At 36.6% G+C, this 23,914-nt stretch carries 23 protein-coding genes and 1 pseudogene; 21 read left to right on the forward strand and 3 right to left on the reverse strand.

Translation table 11 applies throughout. From position 1 onward, the window contains the following. The first annotated feature begins 895 nt into the window (after positions 1–895). From GKR71_RS13325 to GKR71_RS13335, 3 genes are read left to right on the forward strand one after another with little or no spacing between them, the layout of a single operon-like run. The gene (locus GKR71_RS13325; protein ID WP_108478887.1) at positions 896–1,093 is read left to right on the forward strand and encodes a helix-turn-helix transcriptional regulator; all 198 of its coding nucleotides are present in this window, start codon (positions 896–898) and stop codon (positions 1,091–1,093) included. Next, the gene (locus GKR71_RS13330) at positions 1,093–1,428 is read left to right on the forward strand and encodes a hypothetical protein (RefSeq protein ID WP_195848977.1); all 336 of its coding nucleotides are present in this window, start codon (positions 1,093–1,095) and stop codon (positions 1,426–1,428) included. Before GKR71_RS13325 ends, GKR71_RS13330 begins: the two co-directional genes overlap by 1 nt. Positions 1,429–1,440: 12 nt before the next feature. Beyond that, a complete protein-coding gene (locus GKR71_RS13335) occupies positions 1,441–2,136 on the forward strand; it encodes a Rha family transcriptional regulator (protein WP_108478886.1) in 696 nt (231 codons plus the stop codon). Positions 2,137–2,418: 282 nt separating this feature from the next. Here GKR71_RS13335 and GKR71_RS13340 read toward each other — a convergent pair whose 3' ends face one another. Continuing rightward, positions 2,419–2,592, reverse strand: coding sequence for a YlcI/YnfO family protein (locus GKR71_RS13340; protein WP_154634419.1), 174 nt, complete (start codon positions 2,590–2,592; stop codon positions 2,419–2,421). Positions 2,593–2,734: 142 nt separating this feature from the next. Between GKR71_RS13340 and GKR71_RS13345 the strand changes: the two genes are divergently transcribed. From GKR71_RS13345 to GKR71_RS20525, 10 genes and pseudogenes are all read left to right on the forward strand, one after another. Then, positions 2,735–2,902, forward strand: a complete 168-nt coding sequence (locus GKR71_RS13345) for a host cell division inhibitor Icd-like protein (RefSeq protein ID WP_230085084.1) — start codon at positions 2,735–2,737, stop codon at positions 2,900–2,902. Continuing rightward, a complete protein-coding gene (locus GKR71_RS13350; protein WP_154634420.1) occupies positions 2,899–3,168 on the forward strand; it encodes a hypothetical protein in 270 nt (89 codons plus the stop codon). The genes GKR71_RS13345 and GKR71_RS13350 overlap by 4 nt, the downstream gene beginning before the upstream one ends. After that, on the forward strand, positions 3,161–3,340 hold the full coding sequence (locus tag GKR71_RS13355; RefSeq protein WP_108478884.1) for a hypothetical protein: 180 nt from the start codon (positions 3,161–3,163) through the stop codon (positions 3,338–3,340). The genes GKR71_RS13350 and GKR71_RS13355 overlap by 8 nt, the downstream gene beginning before the upstream one ends. Further along, complete coding sequence (locus GKR71_RS13360) at positions 3,337–6,084, forward strand: DUF927 domain-containing protein (RefSeq protein WP_154634421.1); 2,748 nt, start codon at positions 3,337–3,339, stop codon at positions 6,082–6,084. Before GKR71_RS13355 ends, GKR71_RS13360 begins: the two co-directional genes overlap by 4 nt. 1,131 nt (positions 6,085–7,215) lie before the next feature. Beyond that, entirely contained in the window at positions 7,216–7,905 is a 690-nt protein-coding gene (locus GKR71_RS13365; RefSeq protein WP_154634422.1) for an ROK family protein, read from the forward strand. A 1-nt stretch (position 7,906) separates the two neighbouring features. Then, entirely contained in the window at positions 7,907–8,947 is a 1,041-nt protein-coding gene (gnd, locus tag GKR71_RS13370; protein WP_154634423.1) for a phosphogluconate dehydrogenase (NAD(+)-dependent, decarboxylating), read from the forward strand. After that, the gene (zwf, locus tag GKR71_RS13375; protein ID WP_230085080.1) at positions 8,944–10,281 is read left to right on the forward strand and encodes a glucose-6-phosphate dehydrogenase; all 1,338 of its coding nucleotides are present in this window, start codon (positions 8,944–8,946) and stop codon (positions 10,279–10,281) included. Before gnd ends, zwf begins: the two co-directional genes overlap by 4 nt. A gap of 255 nt (positions 10,282–10,536) precedes the next feature. Beyond that, complete coding sequence (locus tag GKR71_RS13380; protein ID WP_154634424.1) at positions 10,537–11,916, forward strand: sugar porter family MFS transporter; 1,380 nt, start codon at positions 10,537–10,539, stop codon at positions 11,914–11,916. A gap of 678 nt (positions 11,917–12,594) precedes the next feature. After that, a pseudogene (locus GKR71_RS20520) lies at positions 12,595–12,645 on the forward strand (hypothetical protein); the annotation flags it as partial. Positions 12,646–12,648: 3 nt separating this feature from the next. Next, on the forward strand, positions 12,649–12,951 hold the full coding sequence (locus GKR71_RS20525) for a tetratricopeptide repeat protein (RefSeq protein WP_414153962.1): 303 nt from the start codon (positions 12,649–12,651) through the stop codon (positions 12,949–12,951). A 769-nt stretch (positions 12,952–13,720) separates the two neighbouring features. On the opposite strand, the gene GKR71_RS20085 is transcribed toward GKR71_RS20525, so the two are convergent. Next, on the reverse strand, positions 13,721–13,825 hold the full coding sequence (locus tag GKR71_RS20085; protein ID WP_230085081.1) for a hypothetical protein: 105 nt from the start codon (positions 13,823–13,825) through the stop codon (positions 13,721–13,723). A 35-nt stretch (positions 13,826–13,860) separates the two neighbouring features. Beyond that, the gene (locus GKR71_RS20090; protein ID WP_230085082.1) at positions 13,861–14,019 is read right to left on the reverse strand and encodes a hypothetical protein; all 159 of its coding nucleotides are present in this window, start codon (positions 14,017–14,019) and stop codon (positions 13,861–13,863) included. Between the two features lie 429 nt (positions 14,020–14,448). On the opposite strand from GKR71_RS20090, the gene GKR71_RS13405 reads away from it, so the two are divergent. The 8 genes from GKR71_RS13405 (at position 14,449) to GKR71_RS13445 (ending at position 23,796) form a co-directional block, all read left to right on the forward strand. Then, positions 14,449–14,706, forward strand: coding sequence for a hypothetical protein (locus GKR71_RS13405; protein ID WP_154634426.1), 258 nt, complete (start codon positions 14,449–14,451; stop codon positions 14,704–14,706). A 1,239-nt stretch (positions 14,707–15,945) separates the two neighbouring features. Then, complete coding sequence (locus tag GKR71_RS13410) at positions 15,946–16,293, forward strand: helix-turn-helix domain-containing protein (protein ID WP_154634427.1); 348 nt, start codon at positions 15,946–15,948, stop codon at positions 16,291–16,293. 182 nt (positions 16,294–16,475) lie between these two features. Continuing rightward, positions 16,476–16,997 carry a fimbrial protein gene (locus tag GKR71_RS13415; protein WP_154634428.1) on the forward strand — a complete coding sequence of 174 codons (522 nt, stop codon included), beginning with the start codon at positions 16,476–16,478 and terminating at the stop codon, positions 16,995–16,997. 111 nt (positions 16,998–17,108) lie between these two features. After that, positions 17,109–19,520, forward strand: a complete 2,412-nt coding sequence (pefC, locus tag GKR71_RS13420; RefSeq protein ID WP_154634436.1) for a PefC/AfrB family outer membrane usher protein — start codon at positions 17,109–17,111, stop codon at positions 19,518–19,520. Further along, the gene (locus GKR71_RS13425; RefSeq protein WP_196719724.1) at positions 19,513–20,202 is read left to right on the forward strand and encodes a fimbrial chaperone; all 690 of its coding nucleotides are present in this window, start codon (positions 19,513–19,515) and stop codon (positions 20,200–20,202) included. Before pefC ends, GKR71_RS13425 begins: the two co-directional genes overlap by 8 nt. Continuing rightward, positions 20,189–20,701, forward strand: a complete 513-nt coding sequence (locus GKR71_RS13430) for a F18 fimbrial protein FedE (protein ID WP_154634429.1) — start codon at positions 20,189–20,191, stop codon at positions 20,699–20,701. Before GKR71_RS13425 ends, GKR71_RS13430 begins: the two co-directional genes overlap by 14 nt. Before the next feature lie 505 nt (positions 20,702–21,206). Continuing rightward, the gene (locus tag GKR71_RS13435) at positions 21,207–22,064 is read left to right on the forward strand and encodes a hypothetical protein (protein WP_154634430.1); all 858 of its coding nucleotides are present in this window, start codon (positions 21,207–21,209) and stop codon (positions 22,062–22,064) included. Positions 22,065–23,229: 1,165 nt separating this feature from the next. Next, positions 23,230–23,796, forward strand: a complete 567-nt coding sequence (locus tag GKR71_RS13445; protein WP_230085083.1) for a cytochrome b/b6 domain-containing protein — start codon at positions 23,230–23,232, stop codon at positions 23,794–23,796. Positions 23,797–23,914: the final 118 nt, after the last annotated feature.

Here is a 23,914-nt window from a genome sequence, read left to right on the forward strand (position 1 = left end):
TGAAAAAGTGCATGAGATGTTCTTTAACAACGTTGGGGTTCTCCACTTCTAAGTGGATACATAAAGCTCCAGAATGGAGGCTCTGATAAAGTGCCTAATGCTCTTTTACAAATAAGGTGTGTCCAGAGTCAATTCTCAGGAACAATCTGCCACGATGACACGCTTGATATATTATTTTTTAGTTTAATTAGTGGTAGAGTTAGTTTGTAATGAATAAAAAGCGCTCAGAGCAACTTCTCCGAGCATTTAATTTTTGTTGATAGCCTTTAAATTAGGCTATTTGCTCTTTTAAATATAAGTTTTTCCCTTAGGCGATCTTGAGGGGTAATGATGATGTTATTAGTATGTTGGTGATTTATCAGCATAAATGGCATTTATAGTAAAATTACATTGATTACTATTTGTTCTTTAAAAAATGACCTGCGCTCCTTGCAAACGGGGGTTTTAGTAAGTAGTTTAATGCTTATACTATATTTACTAAATATAAGTATATCAGGTCGTTAATAGCAGATTTGCTAATTTGAATAATACAATTATGATTATTCAAATTAGTAGATTGTTCTTTTAAATTTAAGGCTCCGCCTTTGTGGAGTGTAGTTTTAGTTCCGTTCTTTAAAATTTACTTCGCTCCTGCATCAGGAGCAATTTGCATATTTATATTGATGAAAACATCACATTATCAAATATTCATTAATTATAGCTATGTTCTTTCAACGTTTTATGTTCAAGCAGTGAGCACAAACCAATTTATTGTTGAAATTACTTTATTTTAAACAACATGTTCTCACTTTAAGAATACCCAAAATATAAACCATAATAATGCGTTATTAACCCTATACATTCATGTATAGGGTTTTTTCGCATGTCTTTTTCATATCATATTAAGGAAAATTCTATGAATAATCTGATTAGGCTTTCAGAGGTTTTGCGACGTACAGGTTATAGCAAGGCATGGATTTATAGGTTGATCAAAGAAAATAGTTTCCCACAACAAGTAAAAATAGGCACTCGCTCTATTGCTTTCGTTGAATCGGAAGTCGATGAGTGGATTGCTAATAAAATTGCTGAATCTCGTTCTAATGAGGTGGCTTAATGGAAAAGAACCCACCGAAAAAACACCGTGCCCGTTTATATATGTTAGGTACAGGCATTAATGGATTTACCGAGAATGAAATATTAATTCATTGCGGCTTATCGTCAGCAAGAAATTATGCTTCGGAGTTAGAACGTAAATTAAATATCACCTTAGAACGCATTGATGAGCCTAATTCTGACGGTATCGGTACACACTACCGTTACCGCTTTAAGACTACTCAGGATGTGCAGAAGGTTATCAATCTAATTAATAAATGCGCTGAACAAGGTAATTACCAAACACTGGATAAAGCACTCGTAAATAATATTTTAAGCCTCTACCCGACAAAATAACGGAATAAGAAAATGAAACTAAAAAATAACAGCTTAAATGCTGGTGGATTCGCTCACCCTGAAATCAGCCAAGAACCTATTTTAATTCAACACAGAACTGAGCCGAGAATAGATAGCCGCCTGTTTGCTAAACGTATTGGAATTAAACATAAGAACCTTTTTGAATTAATTAAAAAACACATAAAACAGTTGCGAGAATTCGGCTCACTGCCTTCGTTTGAAACGGAGTCAGTGAAAGAAGTCGGGGCGCGTGGGGTTAAATATCATCGGTATTACCTGCTGAATGAGAACCAATTTGATTTTATGTGCCGTATTGTTCGTGGTCGTAATCATGAGCAGATGACGCAATTTAAGCTGGACGTTACCAAAGCATTCAGCAAGAAACGGGCAGCTGAACCTATTCGACGTGAATATCTACCACATTATCATGAGTCACGCGACGCACTACGAGACTTAGGCGCAGAGAAATATCATTACATCAACCTAGCTCGTACTGAAAATCGATTAACAGGCTTACTTACTGGTGAGCGAGCAATAGCAGATGAACAGCAGTTAGGGTTATTAGTCTGCATGCAGAAGATTGAACAGGCGGCATTTCAGGATGCCATTAACTCGGGGTTATCGGCGACTCAAGCGTTACGTGAAGTCAGTCAACGCATTGAGCAGTTCGCTAGTTTGATGAGCCCTATGACGCGGATTGGCGGTTAACATGATGAGTATCACTACAAATGCCTACCAAGTGAGTAATTCTCTACTGACAGGTCATCATTCAGAAAAACATTTTGCCAATCTAAAACGTGGAGAATATACATCATTTGCTAAAGGTGAATTTTCTCATTTTGTTATTGGCAGCACTACAAAGGGTGATATCGAGTTTTGTCAGTTCACAAAAAAGGGAAGCACTTTAAATGCTTCCCTATCAAGTAATGGTAACCAAAAAAAAGATGGCGTAGGTATTCTTAATCTGTTTGTTCAGGGGCGCCCGGTTATCTATCTACTATTAATTTGTTTCAGTTTTTCTCGACATGCCTCTTTGACCCATGAGCTAAAATTACCTGTTCCAGCTACAGTATTTATTTGTTCCAGTAGTTCATCTTCAAAGCGAATATGCTTCATTGTACTTTTAGAACGATCGAAAGATTTTTTTTCTTTTTTATCTTGCATTGGTAACTACCACAATTATAATGAATTTACATTTGGTAACTACCATTGTAAGGCTGTTTTATATAAAAAACAAAGCCCCGTTAGTGCTCGAACACTAACAGGGCTTCTAACACATAATGTTAATGGGAGTAACACTATGGCTATGTATAAGTCTACCCAAACTCGTCCTAAATTCCTATGGCGCTTTTTCTCATGCCAGCAATTTAAGTATTTCATCGTTATTGCTTCCAGCGAACAAGAGGCTCGTTCAATGCTGCCTGATTCTCCTTGCTTGTTCTCTGCTCGTTTTGCAGAAGGAGAAAGCGTATGAACAGTTTACTCCCCGACAATTATTTCCGTATTCAAGCTGAAATTGACGAAATGCTTGGGCATGTCGATTACCTCCCACCAGAAGAACGAAGCCGTAGCCGTTTGCTGAGAGTGAGAAAGGGCTTAATCCATGTTTTATGCGAAGTATTGCCACCAATTGATAATCCGAAAAAACAAGAGCTTTACTACTGGCTGGAACGCATTGCCACGCTGATCGGCATAGAAGTATTGGAGGTTCAGGAAAAATCGGAGGTGAAACGTGTGTAATCCTCTTCCATTAGATGCCGCTGCTTACAAGGCTCAGCAATGTAGTTCGTTATTTGCCGTGATATTGGAGCAGGCGGCGACCGAGTGCTCTAAAGAACTTTTAGACCTTATTGCAATTGCTTGTGATTTAAATGGTGAAATTTGGCAATCACTGGCGGAGGCGACGAAATGAAACCGATTGATGTTATCCGCGAGGTGAAACTAAAAGCGAATGGGCAATGGCAAACCATACTCTCTAATCTTGGGGCAGAAGTGCCCCTCAATAAGCATACCGCTTGTCCTCATTGCGGCGGTAAAGACCGTTTTCGATTTGATGATAAAGACGGTAACGGTACGTTTATTTGTAACCAGTGCGGCTCAGGTGATGGGTTAGATTTAGTTCAGCGTGTTCTGGGTGTCAGTGTGACCGAAGCGGCAAAAGAGGTTGCTGGAATGATTGGAATTGATACCCATTCAGAGTGTCCACCAGCCTACTGTATTCATGAGGTAAAAGTGCAACAGGACGTATTGAGAGCGCAGCAAGCAGAAAACAAAGCCAATGAGCAGATAGAGAAGCATAAACGTTTTACAGAGCGATACAGTCGCGCTATTGCCAATGCTAAACAGGGTGAGTCTGATTATCTGAAAGCGAAAGGCTTTGAGAGTGCCACCGTAACATTACTGGCTGATGGTTCGCTGATTATTCCATTGGTAGACACTGACGGCACAATCACAGCCGCACAAACTATTAATCCTAATGGTGAGAAACGGCTATTACTCGATAGTGCGAAGAATGGCAGTTACTACCCTATTAATGAGCCTGTAAGCATTTCGACGGTGATTATTGCCGAGGGATTAGCTACCGCTATGACGTGCCATTTACTCAATCCTGAAGCCTATGCCGTGGCGGCAATTGATGCGGGTAATTTAATTCATGTGGCTAAGGCAATGTGGACGAAGTATCCCGAAAGCCAAATTATCATTGCAGGTGACAACGATATTAAACCCGACCAACCAAATACGGGAAAGCTGGCGGCTGAGAAAGCGGCTAAGGCAGTTAATGGTATTGCGGTTTTACCGCCTACTGATGATAAAGCCGATTGGGATGATTACCGCCTATCCCACGGTATTGAGGCAGCAAAACAGGTGTTTAGTGCTGAGTTGGCTCAACAGGAAGGTAACGTAGTGAAAAAGGACAACGTGATCCGCATCGATGCGAAAAAGAAAATCAAAACTCACGATGATTTAGGCCCCTTTTTTGATAAACGACACGGTGGTTTGTATTACATCGAACGTAAGCAAAACAATACGACAGGTGACATTGACGAAAAAGAAACATGGTTTTCGGATGAAATGGAGACGGTAGGCATTGGCTCTGATGGGAAAGACAGTTATTTAGTTATTCAGATGAGGCAAGAAGGTAGCAATCGTATTATCTATGAAGCTATTCCACGGCGTGAGCTAGGCTCACCTCAAGGATGGGGGCGACTGCGCTCACGGGGTGTCAATATCACCACGAAGCGTGGTCAGTTGGATTTGTTGGCGAACTATCTTCAACGAAAAGGAAAGCGCGACGAATGGACAATCACACATACCGCGGGTTGGCATGATGGGGCATACGTGATGCCCGATGGTCACATTATTGGTACGTCTAGCCGTCCTGTTGCCTTTTGTGGTGGAACGTCTGCTGTTGCGGGCTATATTGTCAGGGGAACGACTGAAAGCTGGCGGAAGAATGTCGGTAACTTAATGAAAGGCAACCAATCGATGATTTTAGGTGGATTAGTCGCCTTAGCTGCGCCACTAAACTCTCTATCAGGGGGTAGCTCGTTTGGTATTCATTTATTTGCTCAATCCTCCGCAGGGAAAACCACTACGGTAGAAGCCGCCTCAAGTATTTACGGTGTACCCGATGAACTGAAATTAACATGGGATGCGACAAAGTACGGGCTAACGATTGAAGCCGCTTCACGAAATGATGGATTCATGCCGATTGACGAAATTGGACAGGGTAACGATGTGCGGCATGTAGCAGGAAGTGCCTATAGCTTATTCAATGGTACGGGGCGCATCCAAGGTAATAAAGATGGCGGAAACAAAGCTATTTTACGTTGGGCTATTGTGGCGTTATCAACGGGTGAGGAAGATTTTGAAACATACCTCATTCGTAATGGTGTCACCCCAAAAGCGGGGCAGTTAGTGCGGCTTGTCAGCGTGCCATTTACTGATACTGTCGAGTTTCACAGTCTTGATGATGGTGATTTGCATTCACGAGCTATCAAACGCGCATCAACGCGGCATTGTGGGGCAGTTGGTCGAGCATGGATTGAGTATCTCGCCAATAATCAGGACGCAGCCAACCAGAAAGTGACCTTCAAAGAACATGAATGGTTATCAAGTTTACCTGAAGATTCGTCGTCACAGGTTAAGCGAGTCGCCACACGTTTTGCCATGCTGGACGCCACTGCTGAATTATCAACGTCAATCACTGGCTGGGATGTAGCGGAGTGTAGTCGTTTTATCCGTAATAGTTTCAATGAGTGGTTGGAGAACTACGGAACGGGTAACCGCGAAAAATACCAAGTCGTCAAACGGGCAAGGGATTTTATTCAACGCTATGGATTAACCCGTTTTCAACCCTACACCTACGGCAAACGTAACGGAGATTTAGACCGAACTTACGCTGGGAGGATGACAAATCTTGCTGGCTATTTAGTTTCGGGGCGCAGAGAGGATGGCAAGAACGAATATCACATAATCCCGTCCGTGTTCGAAGATGAAATACTCTCAGGCATTCAAAAGAAACTGGGGGCGGAGGCACTCGACGAGGTAGGTATTTTAGTCAGACCAGAATCAGGGCGTGTAGACGGTAAAACTATCAGTATCAATGGCAGCCAACAGCGATTTGTTGTCTTAATTGATAGCGAGGAGGAATAGCCTACCAGAACAAAGTTTCCGTGATGAATCAAAAACGTTGGGATAAGTGGGATAACGGGATAAGAAATAAAAAGAATAATAAAATTAATTGGTTATATTACTTCTACTTATCCCATATTATCCCAAGTTATCCCAAATGAAATAATGATAAATTGTTATAAATGTTAATAAAAAAGCAAAGTTATCCCAAAAATAAAAAGTTTGGGATAAGAAAATAGAGTGTTTGGGATAAGTTAACCTTATGAAATTAAATGGAAATAAGTAACTTATCCCGTTATCCCAAAGAAAAATCGTTTTTTGTATATAACTTGTTTTTTGATGGTATCAATATAAAAAACGAGAAATAAAGAAAGCAAAATTAATCAAGATCTCAACATTAAGAGTAGTAATAAAAGTCTCTAAGATAGGTAAATCAGTCACAGGTAAAGCTACAATGACTATTAAGGATGAAAGCGACAAACGTAGCCTGTACTCATTAAGGAAAATTAGAGGCATATGATATTAATATCAGCGTTCAAAGATGGATTTAGCAGAGAAAGTGAATCATAATTCATTCGTTATGTTTCAAATAATGAATTTTTTGGCGGTCTAACTTTTGTTTTCGTGATGAAATGTAAAAAATAAAATCATTTTTTAGTATTTTAAAAGAGATACTTTATATATGTATAACTTCAAAAAGATAATAAAATTATTAATTGTCATTATATTATTAACAACACTTTATCAAAATTTTATATTTAAAAACACGCATTGTATAGAGAAATATATCATAAATAACTTTTTGTTTTGATGCTTACTTTAGGTTGTTAACTTCATAAATCGAGACTATTAATGTTATTAATTTTCAATCTCATTATACTATTATAATAGTCTTATTATGATGTGGTGGTCGTGTATCATATTAAATGATTCATCAACAGGTTTGTATTTCTTCTTTCAATCGATAGATAAATTTGTATTATTAAATCAAATGTTTTTTGATGGTTTAATCTTAATTTTTTATTGATCTGCAATTTAAAATTAGATTTTTGAATGCATTAGTAAATAAATTTTAAATTTATTGAGTTAGTCATGTCTATTTAAATATTTCTTTTTATATGTGAGATTTAAAGTGAAATATGGAGGGGGGTGATGATATCATCCAATCAGAATGTTCAATGTTTCTTTAAAAAAAGAAATGTTTTGGTTATTGATATAGGTGGAACTTTCATTAAGATTTATTCTTCTGATTTAAATAATGCGATAAAAATAAAATCAGGTCTATCAATGACACCACAAAAGTTTATCCATGAATTAAATGAAAATCTTTCTCTTTCTCATTACTCGGCTATCAGCATTGGTTTTCCATCACCAATTATTGAAAATCGCATAATGAAAGAGCCTGCTAATTTAGGTTATGGATGGGTGAATTTTAATTTAGAGTCTGCGTTTAACTGTCCTGTTAAGATAATAAATGATGCCGCAATGCAAGCGATAGGAAGCTACGATGGAGGGAAAATGCTTTTTCTAGGACTGGGGACAGGATTAGGTAGTAGCTTGGTCGTGAATAATGAAGTTATCTCTCTAGAATTAGGACACCTTAATTATTTAGATCATGATTATGAATATTTTACTTGTGATGCTTACCGAAAAAAAAATGGGAATAAAGTTTGGGAAAACAAAGTGTTAAATATTACCGATGATTTCTATCAGGTATTCATGCCAGATTATATTGTTCTTGGTGGCGGAAACGTAGTGAGAATTAATAATCTCCCTGAATATGTTAGAAGAGGTGGTAATGATAAAGCATTTATTGGTGGAATGAAAATGTGGAGTGAATAAGATGAATATGAAAAAACAAATAGGTTTTATCGGTGTGGGAAGAATGGGCGCCGCGATGGTTAGACGTATTTCTTGTTCTGGTATTTCATGTGTAGTTTATGACAAAAATATTGAAGCTAAAGCTAACGTACCCAAAGAAATAAAGTTTACAACAAATTTAAATGATTTTATTGAAAGTTTATCTGAACCTAAACAAATATGGTTAATGCTTCCTGCAGGCATCGTTGATGCTGTTATTACTGAACTTAAACCATACTTAAAAAATGGTGACACTATTATCGATGGTGGGAACTCTCATTTTACTGACGATATCCGTAGAGCAAATGAATTAAAAAATGACGGTATAAATTATTTAGATGTGGGTGTTAGTGGTGGTGTTTGGGGGGAAAAACGAGGATATTGTCTTATGATTGGTGGATCCCAAAGCGAGTATGAATTCCTTGAACCTGTATTCAAAGCTTTAGCACCTGGAGTTTCAGGTGCTAAAAGGACTCAGGGACGTGAAAATGAGCCATCACCCGCAGAGAATGGTTATTTATATTGTGGAGAGAGCGGCGCAGGGCATTTTGTGAAAATGGTCCATAATGGTATTGAATATGGATTAATGGCAGCATATGCAGAGGGGTTCAGTATTTTAAAACATGCCAACCAGGGTTTAGATAAAACAGATGTGGATGCGGAAACTGCCCCCCTTGAATCGCCGATGAATTATAAATATGAATTACCGCTAAAAGATATTAGTGAGCTTTGGCGAAGAGGAAGTGTGATTAGTTCTTGGTTGTTAGATTTGATTGCACAAGAAATGTTTTTCTCAGAAGATTTAGATAACTATACCGGAAAAGTTTCTGACTCAGGAGAAGGGCGCTGGACATCTATTGCTGCGATTGACTTGGGCGTACCAACACCAGTATTAACGACCGCGTTATATTCTCGTTTCTTTTCACAGCAAAGCGATTCATTTTCAAACAGAGTACAGTCTGCAATGCGCCATGCTTTTGGTGGTCACCAAGAAAAAAACACACTAAATGGTGGTGAAAAATGAAACCATTATCTTTAGTTATTCTAGGTGCTAGCGGTGACTTGACCAAAAGACTTTTAATGCCTTCGTTATTTAGATTACATCAGTTAGGTTTGATTTCTAAATTAAATATAATTGGATACTCATACGATCAATGGAATGATGACGATTTTATTGAGCATGTTCATGATTCGCTTAGTGAGTTTGTTCTTGATTTTGATGATGAAAAATGGATTAGTTTTAGCAAGTGTTTGAGCTTTATTAGTGGTTCACTTGATGTAAAAGATCTCGCTGTATTAAGTAAAAAAATTGATGGCTCTGCTCTTTTTTATTTAGCACTACCACCTACGTTATTTGCTAAAGCCGCAGTTAAAATTGGTGAAGCTGGCCTATCAAAAGAATCCTCAAGTTATTGGAGGCGTATTTTAATTGAAAAGCCATTTGGTACCGATTTAGATTCGGCGCAGTTTTTACATAGTCAAATTCATTCTTATTGGAATGAATCTCAAGTTTATAGGATTGACCACTTTTTAGGTAAAGAAGCTACTCTCAACCTGATGATTTTTCGTTTCGCTAATCGTGTATTAGCGCCTATATGGTGTTCTGAACATATTGAACAAGTACAAATTACCTATGCCGAAACTCTGGGGGTTGAAAATAGATCCGTTTACTATGACCATGCAGGCGCCATGAGAGATATGCTGCAAAATCATTTAATGCAGTTATTAACATTGACCGCAATTGAACCATTAGGGCATTGGGATAGTGAAATACTTAGAGATCATAAAGTTGAAATATTAAAATCAATTCGATTGGTGAACGATACGGATGTAGACACTTCGGCTGCCAGAGGACAATATACAGCCGGAAGTATAAATGATAAAGATACCATTTCTTACCGCGATGAAATAGGAATTCCCCCCAATAGCAATACAGAAACTTTCGCTGCATTACGGATAGATATTGATAATTGGCGCTGGAGAGGTGTTCCTTTTTATTTACGTAGTGGAAAGAGATTAGCTCGCAATTATGCAGAAATAGCAATTCAATTCAAAGGCCCATCAGAAGCACTACCTGATGATATCAGTGTTGACAATAATTGGCTGGTTTTTAGATTACTCCCTAATCTACAAATAGATATGCAGGTGACAGCTAAGTTACCTGGGATGAAGTTAAATACACATAATATAGAACTCACTGCACCTTATACTCATGCGGGAGAATACGAAGTATCTGCATATGAGCAATTAATTTTAGATGCTTTAAAAGGAGAGAAAAGTAACTTTTTACGATTCGATGAGGTTGAGTGGGCATGGCGAGTCATTGAGCCAATTATAAAATCGTGGAGTCATGGGTAACCTGACCTTTATCAGGCAGGAACAGAAGGACCTATCTCTCAGAATAAAATAATGCAAAAAAATCATTCTTGGCGTTCAATTAATTATGATAATCAATGAAATATATTTTTTGTGCGTTTTTAATTTCACATGTACATAACAGGAAAATATTTTTACTGTATTTTATACAATTAAGGTTTATTCGAATTGTAAGTAATTGTTGATTTAATTATTAAAATCAACAATGAAATATATTAATAACAGGATGGTTTTATAATGAAAACAAAACATTCGATAAATGTCATGGTGTTTTTTGTTGGATTATTAGCTGCGCTTGCTGGACTATTCTTTGGGCTAGATACCGGAGTGATTTCAGGAGCACTTCCATTTATTAGTCGAGATTTTGAAATATCGTCGACATTACAAGAATTTATTGTTAGCTCTATGATGTTAGGTGCTGCATTAGGTGCATTGATGAGTGGATGGCTTTCATCTCGTAATGGAAGAAGGAAAAGCCTAATTATTAGCTCTTTATTATTTATAATTGGTGCTTTAGGTTCTTCACTATCACCAAATGCTTATTTTCTTATATTTTCTAGAGTTATATTAGGTCTCGCTATTGGTATATCTTCATTTACAACTCCTGCATATTTATCTGAGATTGCCCCTAAAAAAATCAGGGGTGGCATGATTTCTATGTATCAACTAATGATTACTATCGGTATATTATTAGCTTTTATATCGGATACTGGTTTTAGTTATGATCATGCTTGGCGTTGGATGCTAGGGATTACAGCTATTCCTGCCGTGTTATTATTTTTTGGTGTTACATTTTTACCTGAAAGCCCACGCTGGTTAGCAAGTAAAAATAGAGTTGAAGAAGCTAAAAAAATATTATTCAAGTTGCGCGAGTCTAAAGAAGAAGTAGAACAAGAACTTAGTGATATTCTCAATAGTTTAAAAGTGAAACAATCGGGATTTAATTTATTTAGAGATAATAGAAATTTTCGAAGAAGTGTATTTTTAGGTATCTCATTGCAATTTATGCAACAACTTACCGGCATAAATGTGATTATGTATTATGCTCCTAAAATATTTTCTTTAGCTGGATTTGCTTCTACTTCTCAGCAAATGTATGGGACCGTTTTAGTCGGTATTGTTAATGTAATTGCGACATTATTTGCTATAGCAATAGTTGATCGTTTTGGTAGGAAAAAACTATTACTGGCTGGATTTTCTGTTATGGCTATCAGTATAGCATTACTTGCGCATGTACTGTCTTATCAAACACATACTCTATTATTACAATATATTAGTGTATCTTTATTATTGTTATTTATCATTGGTTTTGCGGTTAGCGCGGGTCCTATCATATGGGTTCTTTGCTCTGAAATTCAGCCATTAAAAGGCAGGGATTTTGGAATTACATGTTCAACGACTGCGAACTGGCTGGCTAATATGTTAGTGAGTGCGACATTCTTAACATTGTTATCATGGTTAGGCGATACAAATACATTTTGGATTTATTCAATACTTAATGTTATATTTATTGTTATTACATTATATTATGTGCCTGAGACTAAAAATGTGGCGCTTGAACAAATAGAAAGAAAGCTAATGGAAGGAAATCGTTTAAAAGATATAGGCAGAGCATAGTATCTTATTTTCCATTTTCTTAAAATGAGTTGGATATTGATGTGTAAAATATCCAACTTTTTATTACTAGCGCCTATTATTGTTTAATTACTATAAGTAAGTACATTACACCTACACCTACACCTACACCTACACCTACACCTACACCTACACCTACACCTACACCTACAACTCTAATCAGTTGCTTGTGCTATATGAATCACTCTGATATTACATTGTTCAAAAAATAAAACTTCGCAATCACAAGGGTTTTTATCTTTATAGCTTTTGTTTTTTTATATGATTTCTGTTGATTACAAAAAGGAAATTATTATGAACAAAATATTACGGTGTCTTTTTTTGATTCACACGAATACGGCATATTCAGCAAATTGTGAGCATGATACTCAGGACTTGGCATTATGCGAGTCGACAAGTAGTAGTGACACGGGGGTTTAAGTTATACTCGGGTCTTATTATTACTTTGGTAATGCTGCTCCCAAAGATTTTAAAACAGCGGCTGAGTGGTATACAAAAGCTGAAGTACAAGATCATGAGCACGCACAATACTCACTCGGAGAGATGTATTTTCATGCAGGATTACCAGTAAGCCATCGAGTGGTTTCATAAATCAGGTAAGCAGGGGAATGTAGGCACTCAATTCCGCCTTGGCTCTATCTATGAAGATGGTGATGGTGTCCGAACTTTTTAAAAGCTGTAGAGTGGTATAAGAAAGCAGCTAAACAGGAAAATATATATTCTCAGTACCAGCTTGCGGAAATATATTATAATGGAAAAGGAATAGAGAAAAATTACCATATCACTGCAGAATGGCATGAGAAAGCAGCAAATCAAAAATATGCGTATGCATTAATAAAGCTGGCAGAAATGTATCTTTTTAGACAAGGAATCGAACAACATCAATCAAAAACAAGGGCACTGTATGGAGAAGCATTTTCTGATGGATTTCAACCTGCACATGAATATTTTACAAAGCTGAATAAAAAAACTAGGACTGATTATAACTGCTCAATTATTTGTGGGAATTTTATTTAACTCAGGCTGATCTTGAAAAAGTTTATAATTCTTAAATACAGTATAATAAGTATTTATGCAGTCTACAGAGTTATTACATGAAAGAATAATTGAGTGCTTGCATTTTCTGGTAGTGCTAAGCATTCTGGTTCAACTAAATCAGTTACTCTAACAACCATGTCTTAATAGACACTTACGTATTTATCTTTTTAGTTGGCAAAAAGACTAATATCTATTTCTTGGATTGAGCACATATTAGGTTTTACAGAAGTGTCAATTTAAATTCGAGAAAACATATACCAATTAATAAGATTGCGGGTAGCTACTATTTTGCATCAATAAACTGTATGGAATTGGGAGAGATATATAATTCATTTCATCTATTTAATTATCTACACTTCAATTCATTCCGCGATAATTATCGCTTGTAAACATAATTCCTCATAATTTATCTGCATATAGCTTATTAGTTAACTAGTGATATTTTTATTCCAGCCACAGAGCGTGGAGGATAAGTATTTGTATCTTTATGTGGATATGCTGTCGTTGTATCGAGTACTACAACGACGAAGTGAGCTGAAATATTTAAAGAAGAGGGGATACTCATCAAAGTAATAAATAGAACAGTCTCAAATAATATTGAGTGATTCTATGTAACTCATTGAAGCTATAGGTTAATAAAAAATATCACTGTATCGGTATCAAGAATCAGGGTACAGAAAATAGAATTGCTGTAAGTCATCTAATTAGCCGCAGAATGTAAACCGCGGCTATTACCAGTTAAAAAGCTTTATTTTTTGCTAGCAAGGTAATCTTTTAAAGTTCCTTCAGGTTTTTTCTTGCAAAACTCAAGGATTAAAGGAGCTTCCGCAACGCTCTGTTCAGATAATGCCACCCAGTCTCCACTTTTAAACTGAGTATCTTGCGATGTTACCCATAAGGCAACTGGAACCCTGCTTTAGGGGTTAAGTCCACATACTCTTTACATGTCATATTTTCGGGAGTTGAGGTCATTATTTCTGCGGCTAATGCATTAAAGGGCAGGGCACTTGATGCAATCATACAAGCAGAAATTAGAAACTTATTCATAAATATTCCTCTTCATTTTCTAATGGTAATGCCTATAACTAATAAGATACATTGGGAAAGTCAATAAAGTTATTGGAGAATTTTAAATTTTTCAAATTATAAAAATAGAGTATCGAAGCATGAACTCTGGTTGCATAGTATCAATATTGATTGGATTTAAGACTAAAGGTCTGAGACGTGATGCTGGATAAATATTAACGCTGGTGGTTCTTCGTGAAATGGTTGAGGAAGAGGATGGTTTTGGATTTAAATATATCATTCAATACCAAGTACTAGCGATAGAAAATGGCAAGTTTATTTTTTGATTTTATCGCAAATTAAGTGATTGCAGTGTGTTTTGAATCGATTCTTTACCAAATAATTACGCAAAATCACTACTTTTTGACAGTTTAATGAGTTAAAACTAAGTTCAAACCTAAGGAGAATACGATGAAAAAACAGTTACTTTCAAAATTACTTATTGTGATCGCATTATTTACAAGTGCCTCTGTATTAGCTCAAACACTAGATATTAGTAGGGAATACCAGAGTGCTAAAATCGAATATTTAATGAAAAAAAACAAAATAAAAGATAATGGCGATATTGAATCAATGAGAGAGGATATAGAGGAAACTAGTATTTCGTTAATTAAAAATAACTTAGATCGTCGATTTAATGGTCGTCAATTTAGAATTAGTCATAAATAGTTAAACAATAATAATCTCATATTACTATTATCATAAAATAGCATGTTTAATTGTGAATGTTATAGTATTGATTTTTATAATGTAGCTCTATGGCTCATACTAAAAGATGGGTTTTTGTGTGTTTTTTACACTGATGAGTTTTAAAGATTGGAGGTTGTTTTTTGATTTTTATTCCATTTTATTTTTGGGGTGAAAATGGGGATTATAAAATTAAGTTTATAAGCCCCATCCAAAACTAAACAGATACGCAGTAGATTCATTGTTAATTCTAACAATTTATCATAATCAAATGAAATCATAATGTTGTGAAAAATACGCAGAATGGTACGTAGTGAAATAGCATATTTTCATCTGTAAACTTGATTGCCAGTAAAACAGTATATTTTGTGTTTGTAGATTGATAGGTTTTTATTACTCCGATTCAGTACAATCAATGCATGACAATAATTAAAGCTTCTCTAGAGTTATCCTTCGATACAGGCATACGAGATAATGAAGCTATTAGAAATAAAAGCACCCCAGATATCGGGGCAAAGTAGAGAATAATAGTTCATGAATGTAACATCACTATACGTTAATCGTGAATGACCACAACATTAAAAAAGTAGTAATCTCAAGAAGATATTACAATTATGAGCCTCGGAAAATACCATGGAATACAAGGCTTCTATAAATCGGTTCAATTCTGAGAAGAGTTAGATAAAAGCATTCCTAAAAAATAAAAAAGGGACTAGAAGTAGGTGCAAAAGTAGAGCTGATGATCAATATTACATCTGTGTTAATGATAGCAAGTAATTTTTTCTAACTTCTTAAGAATGTAGACCTCATTCTGCCATGCTTGACTTTCCGGTTATTAAATCTGGTCAAAACTACTTAGAGAAAAAATTATCTATCTTGTTTGTCAAAAATATAATGAAAAATCAAATATACGCTTGATTATTAAATGATAATTTATTGTTACTGTTATTTTTAGATGTACATGCCTTGTTACTCATATTAAGAGTTATAATTACCTTGTTTTTAATAATCAACATTTTGATTTTATTAGCGAATATTTTATTATGGTAATTATAATAGGCTGGCTTATTATTGTTTTAAACTAATTGATACATTTTTTTACACTTTTTGAGTGTAAGTGTGATTTATGTTTTTTTAGAATAACGCAAATTTTTTGGGTTGAGCTTTTTATTTTTTAAGGCTCAGTAATGTATCATTAGATTAATTATAGATTTTATTTAAATGAGTAAGAATATATTGTGTGATTCTAACATTGGAAATAATCACTCTATAAATCAAATTAGAACGGTTTTTAAGTACGCAATCGGAGAGCAAATAAAACACCTTAGAATAGAAAGAGGTATTAGTGGGAATGAATTAGCTGATTTATTGAATAAGTCGCAACAACAAATATCTAGATATGAACGTGGGGTAAGTAATATAACAATAGATGTACTGATGTTGATATTGTATACCTTCAACACTCCTGTTGATGATTTTTTTAAAGATGTATATTTGAAAGTTTTTTTTATTAATCGTGATGTTGCTGAGATGTTTCTGGACTCAACTGTTATATTTAATAAAAAATAATTTTTTAATAAAGGTTTAATTTTTCAATAAAAATTTCATGTCAATTAATTAAGTGATCTGTTTTATATTTTAGGCTTTAACTTTGGGTTATACATATCCTTTCTTATTTATAAAGTAAGAAAGGCTATGTGTTTGTTTTATATTAAGCTTCTTGGGTTTAAATAAAGTAAGGAGATTTTTTTATGATGAAAAAATTAATGATTATTCCGGCTATTGTAACATCTATGATGTCTGCGGCTACTATGGCTTCAGTTGGTGACATTAAATTTACAGGGTTAGTCGCTCAAAATACTTGTAATTTAACTCCAAACGTTGATGGGAATATGACAGACGTAATCGCGCTTGGCACTGTTGCGCCACAAAAAGAAGGTCAAGTTGTCTCATTTGTGCTAAAACCAAGCCTTGCAAATGATACAACTAATTGCGAGTCAGTATTTAAGGATAAAGCAGCTACTGTTACATGGAGTGCCTCATTTAATCAGACGGGTATTAAAAATGTAGGTGGGGTAGCTAAAGATGCGTTGGTTATTCTTGCTCCAATAAACGCAAGCGAAAACAAAAATATTACAAGTACTAATAGCACGGTTTCTTTTGCAAAGAACAAACTCATCACTGAAGGGCTTAAGTTTGAAGCTAAGCTGAAAGGCGGTAATACTGTTGGTGATTTCAGAACTACCGCATCTTATATTGTAACTTATAGTTAATTTTTTATATTTATAATAGATAATCAAGGTGATGTTTTCTCCTTGATTATCATTTCTTTCTTATTAATTTCAGAGTATATGCTCCTTATTAATTACGGAATGTATTCAGAAATGATACGACATTATTTTTTTAATTTATCTGTGTTAGCTGCGAGTATATATTCCTCTTTTTGTACCGCTACGCTTACAGAATTAAATCTTGATTTTATTAAGGGGACCGGTATCACTCCCTCTATTTTTAAATCTAATTCAATTTATCCAAGCGGTAAGTATGTTGTTGATATTTTTGTCAATGGAGAGCGCTCTGGGCGCACTGATTTTAATATTACTGAAGATGATGAAAAAAATAACGGGCTCTGTTTATCAGGCAGGTGGTTGGATAACGCCGGAGTAATGATTAAGAAAGATGCCTACGATGATATCTTTGACAAAGAAAAAGAATGTTATGTATTGACTCGGGATCCTCATACACAAGTGGATTTTGATTACAGCTCCCAGACACTGAATTTTAATATTCCTCAAGCCTATTTATTGAGTAAAACGGATCCAGCCCGCTGGGAATATGGCGTAAGTGGTGTACGTCTGAAGTATTATGGCAATTTTAATAAAACAATACATGATGATATAAGTGCCTTTGGTAACCTCAATGCTGCCATAAACAAGGGGCGCTGGATATTAGCAAGTAACATGAACATATCTCATGACCGTGAAAAAACCAAAGTAACCTCCAGTGACCTGACCTTATCTACTGCCATTAGCCAAGTACAGGGAGATCTGTTGCTGGGTAAATCACAGACTCGTACCGAACTGTTTTCAGACTTTAATTTATATGGGATTGCTCTTCGCTCCAATAGTAATATGCGTCCGTGGGATTATCGTGGGTATGCACCGGATATATCCGGTGTTGCTTCCACTCTTTCTCGCGTCACTGTGAAACAGAACGGATATACGGTGTATTCGAAAATGGTACCAGCAGGTCCTTATCATTTGGATGACCTGCGTCCGATGGGAAACGGTGATTTAGTTGTAACGGTTGAAGATGAAAGCGGCAACATAACTGAGCGAATCTATCCAGTAACGACGTTGCCAACGCTGTTGCGTCCTGGAGAATATCAATACAACTTAGCTGTCGGTAAGAAAAGTAGCAGCAATGAGTTGGATAAGGTATTCCATTCTGACTCCGGACTATTCTGGCTGGGAAGTTTGGACTACGGTTTTGCCAGAACTACACTGAACTCTGCGTTTATTCTGAATAATAACTATCAGTCCGGTGGTTTAGGTGTTACTCAGATGCTGAACGGATTTGGGGCATTATCATTCGGAACGAACTTTTCAAAGGCTCGTTATGATAATGGTGAAGAGAAACGCGGGGAAAGCTTCAGCGCCAAATATACCAAAAATTTTACAGATAAAACGGATTTGCAATTGCTTACTTACCGTTACCAAAGTAAAGGGTATGTGGAGTTTGTTAATTTTAATTCCAAAGATTTATGGCGCTATAGTAATCAGAAGTCTCGTTATGAAGCTCGTTTGTCACACCGTTTTGACAGTACTTATCTTAGCGGTTCTTACTGGCATCAGGATTACTGGATGCGTGATGGTCATGATATTGGTAGTTCGCTCTCTCTGAGTACTTCTTTGTTTGATTCAGTCTCAGTTTTTCTGAACGGTTCGTACTCAAGGTATGCTGGTGTAGATAAGTCTGACTACTCTGTTTCGATGAATATGAGCGTTCCATTTGACTTTAAAGGGATACGCCATTACAGCGGTAACAGCATGGGATATACACGTAATGGGGGGGCATCGTTCAGTACTAGTGTGTCCGCTAATCCGACAGAGCGTTTCAATTACAGCTTAAGTGCGAATGCGGGTTCTAAAGGGGAACGTGGAGCTTCAGTATCGACCAGCTACGCATTTGATGCGGTTCAAACAAATATAGGTGTATCACACTCGTATAGCAAACCAGGTAACAGCAGAACTAGTTTTTCTGGAGGGGCTTCCGGATCTGTGCTGGGGACTGCAGAAACAGGGGCTCTCTTCACTAAAGAATCATCGGATACGGTGGGGATTATCAGTATTCCGGGGGTTAAAGGAATTCAGTTTAATGGTTCAATGCCCACGGATAGTAACGGTAACACAGTAGTGTGGTTGTCTGAATATTCAGAAAATAATATCAACATTGATATGAGCAATGTACCCGAAAACATGGAGTTTGAAACAACTTCCTACAAAGTTGTTCCGACTGCTGGGGCAATGGTTTTTCAGAAATTCGGTTTCGAAAATGTGCTGCGTTATATCCTGCGTGTGAAAAATACACATGGTGAATTCTTGACTGGTGGTGAGGCCATAACAGAACAGGGATTGAATGCCGGATTTATTTCAAACAATGGTGTTTTATTGATGAACATGCTTGCTGAGCCGAAGATGGTCAGCATAGATATGGGAGACGATAAGCAGTGTCGTTTCTCCATGGAGGGGCTGAAAGCCAATACCAATAACGTTCAGGAGGTTTATTGTGAATAAAATAAGCAAAGCAGTGTTGGCTGTTTTTTTTCTCTCTTTCTGCAGTCAGTCTATGGCAGCATTTGTGCTTAATGGTACCCGTTTTATTTATGATGAAGGGAAGAAAAACATTTCCTTTGAAGTTACGAATAATGCGGAAAAAAAATATGGGGGGCAGATTTGGATTGACAATACTAATCAGGGAGATGGTGTTTATATGGTACCACAACCCCCGTTCTTTAAAGTATTGCCAAAACGAAAACAAGTTATTCGTATCATAAACACGAACTCAAATTTGCCCCATGACCGTGAATCGTTGTTTTGGTTGAACGTTCAAGAAGTACCACCGAAGCCAGAAATTAAGGAGGACGAAAGTAGTGTGTTAGCCATTGCCATGAACACTCGAGTGAAGTTGATTTACCGTCCGCTTTCAATTAGGGATGGTCGCAAGGATGCAGAAAAACAACTCAAGTTGGAACAGCAAGGTAATGATACTTGGTTAAAAAACCCCACTCCGTACTACATGGCTGTTGTGGGAATGAAATACAATGGCAAAGATATAATACTTAATGACGCCGTAATGAATCAAATATCACAACTAAAACCGTTCAGTGAGGTTAATCTGAACAAAAAAATAATAGGAAAGGTGAGTGTGGATACTGTTAACGACTGGGGGGGCGTTCAGAGCTATGAGATTCGGTAAAGCTGTTATGCTAGCACTGATATTAGAGACTATGACAGGAGGCGTTCAAGCTCAAAAAGCTACAGCTACCGTGACCCTTAATGTCACTTTTGTCAACCCAAGCTGCGATATTACTGTCCCGGATTCATATAACTTAGGCACTCTGACCCTTGGCTCAAAGGAGCATGAGGATTTAAAAATCACTTGGCATTGTGCTTCTGAAATACCGCTTAAAACAGCACTCATGGCAAGTATTGTAACAGGGGTTCCGCAAGGTGATGATAAAATTCGTTTGATAGTGGGGAATAAGTCCAGTGGAACGACTCTTTCTTTGAAAGAAAAAGGTAGCTCATCCCCAATAAAGCTGATGGGAATAAATGCTCAGAAATATTTTTGTCGCGATGCAAAAGAATCAAATAAAAAGCGTACTTGTACGTTGACACCTGTCACAAATGTTTCTCCAGAAGGTCCCTTTGGGCGGGCATCAGCGACTCTTCGTTTTGAAGTGGGCTATCTGTAACCATCTCAGAGAAAAATGTATTGAATAGATATTATTCATTCAGGTTAAGCTAATAAATGAAGCAGTAATACTCTTCTGGTTTACATCTAGTTTTGAGTCGGAAGTTGCATTGTGTGATGGCTGGAGTCTCAGTTAATAATTACTACTCTTCTACTCTAAAATGGTTGCCTCATTAGTGGTCTATGACATCGCATAATCAGACGGCTGTTCAACTATGTTGATAATGCAGAGTTTGAATACATCCTAGAAAAATTCAGGGTGTTCCAACAAAACACCAATTTGTTTGGTTAGATTTGTAATTCGATGCAATAAGTTTCCCACTAATATAGACACCTAGTGCAAAGGGCACTATCAAGCGAATCGGTCGCTTATTGAAGATTAATATCTCATTGGGTAATGGCTTAAACGTTATCTTGCGACAATATAAAGCTCAATGAAATATGTAGATGGAACGCCAGATTAAAGATGCTTTGCTTAATTAAAATCATATCATTAAGGTAACATGATGATAAAAAATCAAATACTTTACGCAATATTATTCTCAAGTGTTGCTCTGACATCCATACAAGCATTCGCCCGAACCATAACTGTACCTGGTAAGTTACAGATAAAGATAGAGTCACTGGCAGGACCTAGAGAATACCGAGAATATAACTGGTCGGGAAAATTTATATATCAAGAGCGTGGTGACTATGACCAAGGCGAATATAGTGCTGACATAAACTTTATAATAAACGATTTCAAAATGCCAGTAAGTGATAGACACGAATGTTCAGAGGAGCTTTTTAATGTTCGTTCTGCCAATATAACATGGAATATACACCTCCGCGGAGATGCAGGAACTAACCAATGTGGAATGGAGTGGCATAGATATGGCTTTAGCTCATACCACAGTATTCCTTGGTACATACCAGAACGGAAAACGGAATCAGATGAAGTGAATCTACATCTGACAAAGGTATATCTATATGGGGCAAAAGATATATACCGTACAACTAGGGGAGTAGAATCGTTTACAATAGCCCCATATAGAGGTGTGCCTGCGTTCAAAATAACCTACATGTTTGAAATGGAGCCAATTCCAACTGAACTGTATATTGAAGTCCCGAGAGAGAAGAATATACAATGTGTGATAGGTGCAGTATGCGAAACAGCGATTGAGTACACTGTACGTAACAGTAGTGCATACTATAACCTAACAATACAGACTGACAAGCCAATACGCCTTAATGGACAGCCACTAATGGTAGGGGAACAGTTAAGCTTACCGAACGGGGGATCGACATTTACAGTTGGCATTGAACAAGATAAAAATGAACCCCAACAACAAGTGAATCTCACAATAATTGCGGAAGGATGGTAAACGGTACGTGCAAACGTCGGTTGGCAACAAACTGACTACCAGCATGATGCTGCCAATATGGGCTTTAGCTATTCATACCACTGGTAAGACATGACTAGTGAGTTCAAATTCAATACAGACCGACCTCTTGATGGGGTCGGTTTTTTTTATGTCTTTAATAAATTTAATTCGTTACAGCAATTTAAAGATAAAACTACGCATTGTACGTTACCTATGATTGCAAATAACAAAGCTCACGACGGTGAGTTTCTTAATTTGTTATGAGGATATGAATATGTCTAAAAAAACCAGACAGGGAGGCCATTGAGTCAGCTTATCGAGCTGGCGTGATGTCTATAAGAGAAATAGCCTCTCAATATGAGATAACCCATCAAGTGATAAGTAAACGCGCAAATAAAGAAGGATGGGAACGAGATTTAAAGACAAAGGCTAGGGCTGAAAACTTGGTTGCCAAAAGAGAGGTTGCCACTCTGGTTGCCAGCGAAATGATATTATTCGTATCGGCTATTTGATTTACCCGAGACCGTTACTTTGGGATGAGTAAAATTTAAACTACAAAACTTTCGTAGTTACCTACAATTATTTTGTAGATCGATTGATCCAATTCAGCATAATTAAGGTATGACGGAAAGGAGCGCCCCTTTGAGGTATAGTGGTATTACAACGTGAAGTAATAGAAGCCGTTATGATGGAGTTAGCCCACTAGCAAGGGTAATCACTCAACAGACGCGATAGGTTAGCGATTAGAACAGGTGTAGCCCAGACAATACAGGCTAAAGAGTGAGTGTCACAGGCGGAGAATGACAGTACCAACTTACCAATGGATGAAGCTTACACCGAAACGATAATAGGTTGCCTTGAAATCAAGGAAACATGAGGCACTGAAATTGGAGGTTCATCACTGGCTCGCAATGCCACAGTGCAAATAAGCATTGCGATACCCACAGGACAGTTTTGTCCATTGCGCATTAATTCCATACTGAAAACATACATATTCCATAACTATGAATGTAGTTATCTTAAAAGGATTATCGTAATTGAGTGGTAGATGTGAGCTATATTTCATATAAAATATTCTACGGCTAGGACTTAAAGCAATAAAATAAGCGTATTATAAGCTATTAAATTATGTCCGTGCGAAAGATTATAAAAAAGGTGAAATATTGTGAGCATATTTAAATCGATTTGGGATTTTTTTAGTCTATATCAGACTAAAAGAATCAGAGTTTTACACGTGTTAATTTTACTCTTAGTGATATTGCAAATCATTGTTAGTAATTGGATGACGGGAACAAAGTCAGTTGTTCCTCCTTTTTTTGATATAACTTATTTATTCACCTGGGTTCATATTATTTCAGGTTTGTTGCTTTTTTTCTTAACATTCTTTTTAGTCGTATCGTGCTTTAGTCAACGCGGTCTTAGATATTTTTACCCTTATCTTTGGGGGGACTTTAAGCAAATCAAAGAAGATATAAACTCTCTTTTAGCTAAAAAACTACCAGACAGCTCACCTAAAGGGCTTGCCGCAACAGTTCAAGGATTAGGGTTAGGCGCTTTATCAATTGTTATTTTGTCGGGTATTGCATGGTTTATTCTATGGTTACAGCAGTCTCCACTTGCATTAGAGGCTAGGAGTATTCATAAGTCACTCACGATTTTAATTGAGATTTATATTTATGGTCACGGTGGCTTAGGAATTATTCATTTTGTAATTTGGAAAAAAAGTAAATAGGTTTACTTGATACTACTTGAGAAACAATATGGGCGATTAGTCGCCCATATGTATTACATGATACCTATCAATATGAGTAAATTACTGTTGATTTAAATTTTATTTAAATAAAATCAAT

The sequence above is a fragment of the Providencia sp. wls1922 genome, from assembly GCF_009706505.1.
Taxonomy (GTDB): domain Bacteria; phylum Pseudomonadota; class Gammaproteobacteria; order Enterobacterales; family Enterobacteriaceae; genus Providencia; species Providencia lanzhouensis.

Bases quoted from the DNA above. Each gene is read 5' to 3' on its own strand.
- zwf (WP_230085080.1), top strand. From the start codon at position 8,944: ATGAAACCATTATCTTTAGTTATTCTAGGTGCTAGCGGTGACTTGACC.
- pefC (WP_154634436.1), top strand. From the start codon at position 17,109: ATGATACGACATTATTTTTTTAATTTATCTGTGTTAGCTGCGAGTATA.
- GKR71_RS13410 (WP_154634427.1), top strand. From the start codon at position 15,946: ATGAGTAAGAATATATTGTGTGATTCTAACATTGGAAATAATCACTCT.
- GKR71_RS13340 (WP_154634419.1), bottom strand. From the start codon at position 2,592: ATGCAAGATAAAAAAGAAAAAAAATCTTTCGATCGTTCTAAAAGTACA.
- GKR71_RS13365 (WP_154634422.1), top strand. From the start codon at position 7,216: ATGATATCATCCAATCAGAATGTTCAATGTTTCTTTAAAAAAAGAAAT.
- GKR71_RS13360 (WP_154634421.1), top strand. From the start codon at position 3,337: ATGAAACCGATTGATGTTATCCGCGAGGTGAAACTAAAAGCGAATGGG.
- GKR71_RS13435 (WP_154634430.1), top strand. From the start codon at position 21,207: ATGATAAAAAATCAAATACTTTACGCAATATTATTCTCAAGTGTTGCT.
- GKR71_RS13430 (WP_154634429.1), top strand. From the start codon at position 20,189: ATGAGATTCGGTAAAGCTGTTATGCTAGCACTGATATTAGAGACTATG.
- GKR71_RS13415 (WP_154634428.1), top strand. From the start codon at position 16,476: ATGATGAAAAAATTAATGATTATTCCGGCTATTGTAACATCTATGATG.
- gnd (WP_154634423.1), top strand. From the start codon at position 7,907: ATGAATATGAAAAAACAAATAGGTTTTATCGGTGTGGGAAGAATGGGC.
- GKR71_RS13325 (WP_108478887.1), top strand. From the start codon at position 896: ATGAATAATCTGATTAGGCTTTCAGAGGTTTTGCGACGTACAGGTTAT.
- GKR71_RS13330 (WP_195848977.1), top strand. From the start codon at position 1,093: ATGGAAAAGAACCCACCGAAAAAACACCGTGCCCGTTTATATATGTTA.
- GKR71_RS13350 (WP_154634420.1), top strand. From the start codon at position 2,899: ATGAACAGTTTACTCCCCGACAATTATTTCCGTATTCAAGCTGAAATT.
- GKR71_RS13405 (WP_154634426.1), top strand. From the start codon at position 14,449: ATGAAAAAACAGTTACTTTCAAAATTACTTATTGTGATCGCATTATTT.
- GKR71_RS13345 (WP_230085084.1), top strand. From the start codon at position 2,735: ATGTATAAGTCTACCCAAACTCGTCCTAAATTCCTATGGCGCTTTTTC.
- GKR71_RS13335 (WP_108478886.1), top strand. From the start codon at position 1,441: ATGAAACTAAAAAATAACAGCTTAAATGCTGGTGGATTCGCTCACCCT.
- GKR71_RS13380 (WP_154634424.1), top strand. From the start codon at position 10,537: ATGAAAACAAAACATTCGATAAATGTCATGGTGTTTTTTGTTGGATTA.
- GKR71_RS20090 (WP_230085082.1), bottom strand. From the start codon at position 14,019: ATGAATAAGTTTCTAATTTCTGCTTGTATGATTGCATCAAGTGCCCTG.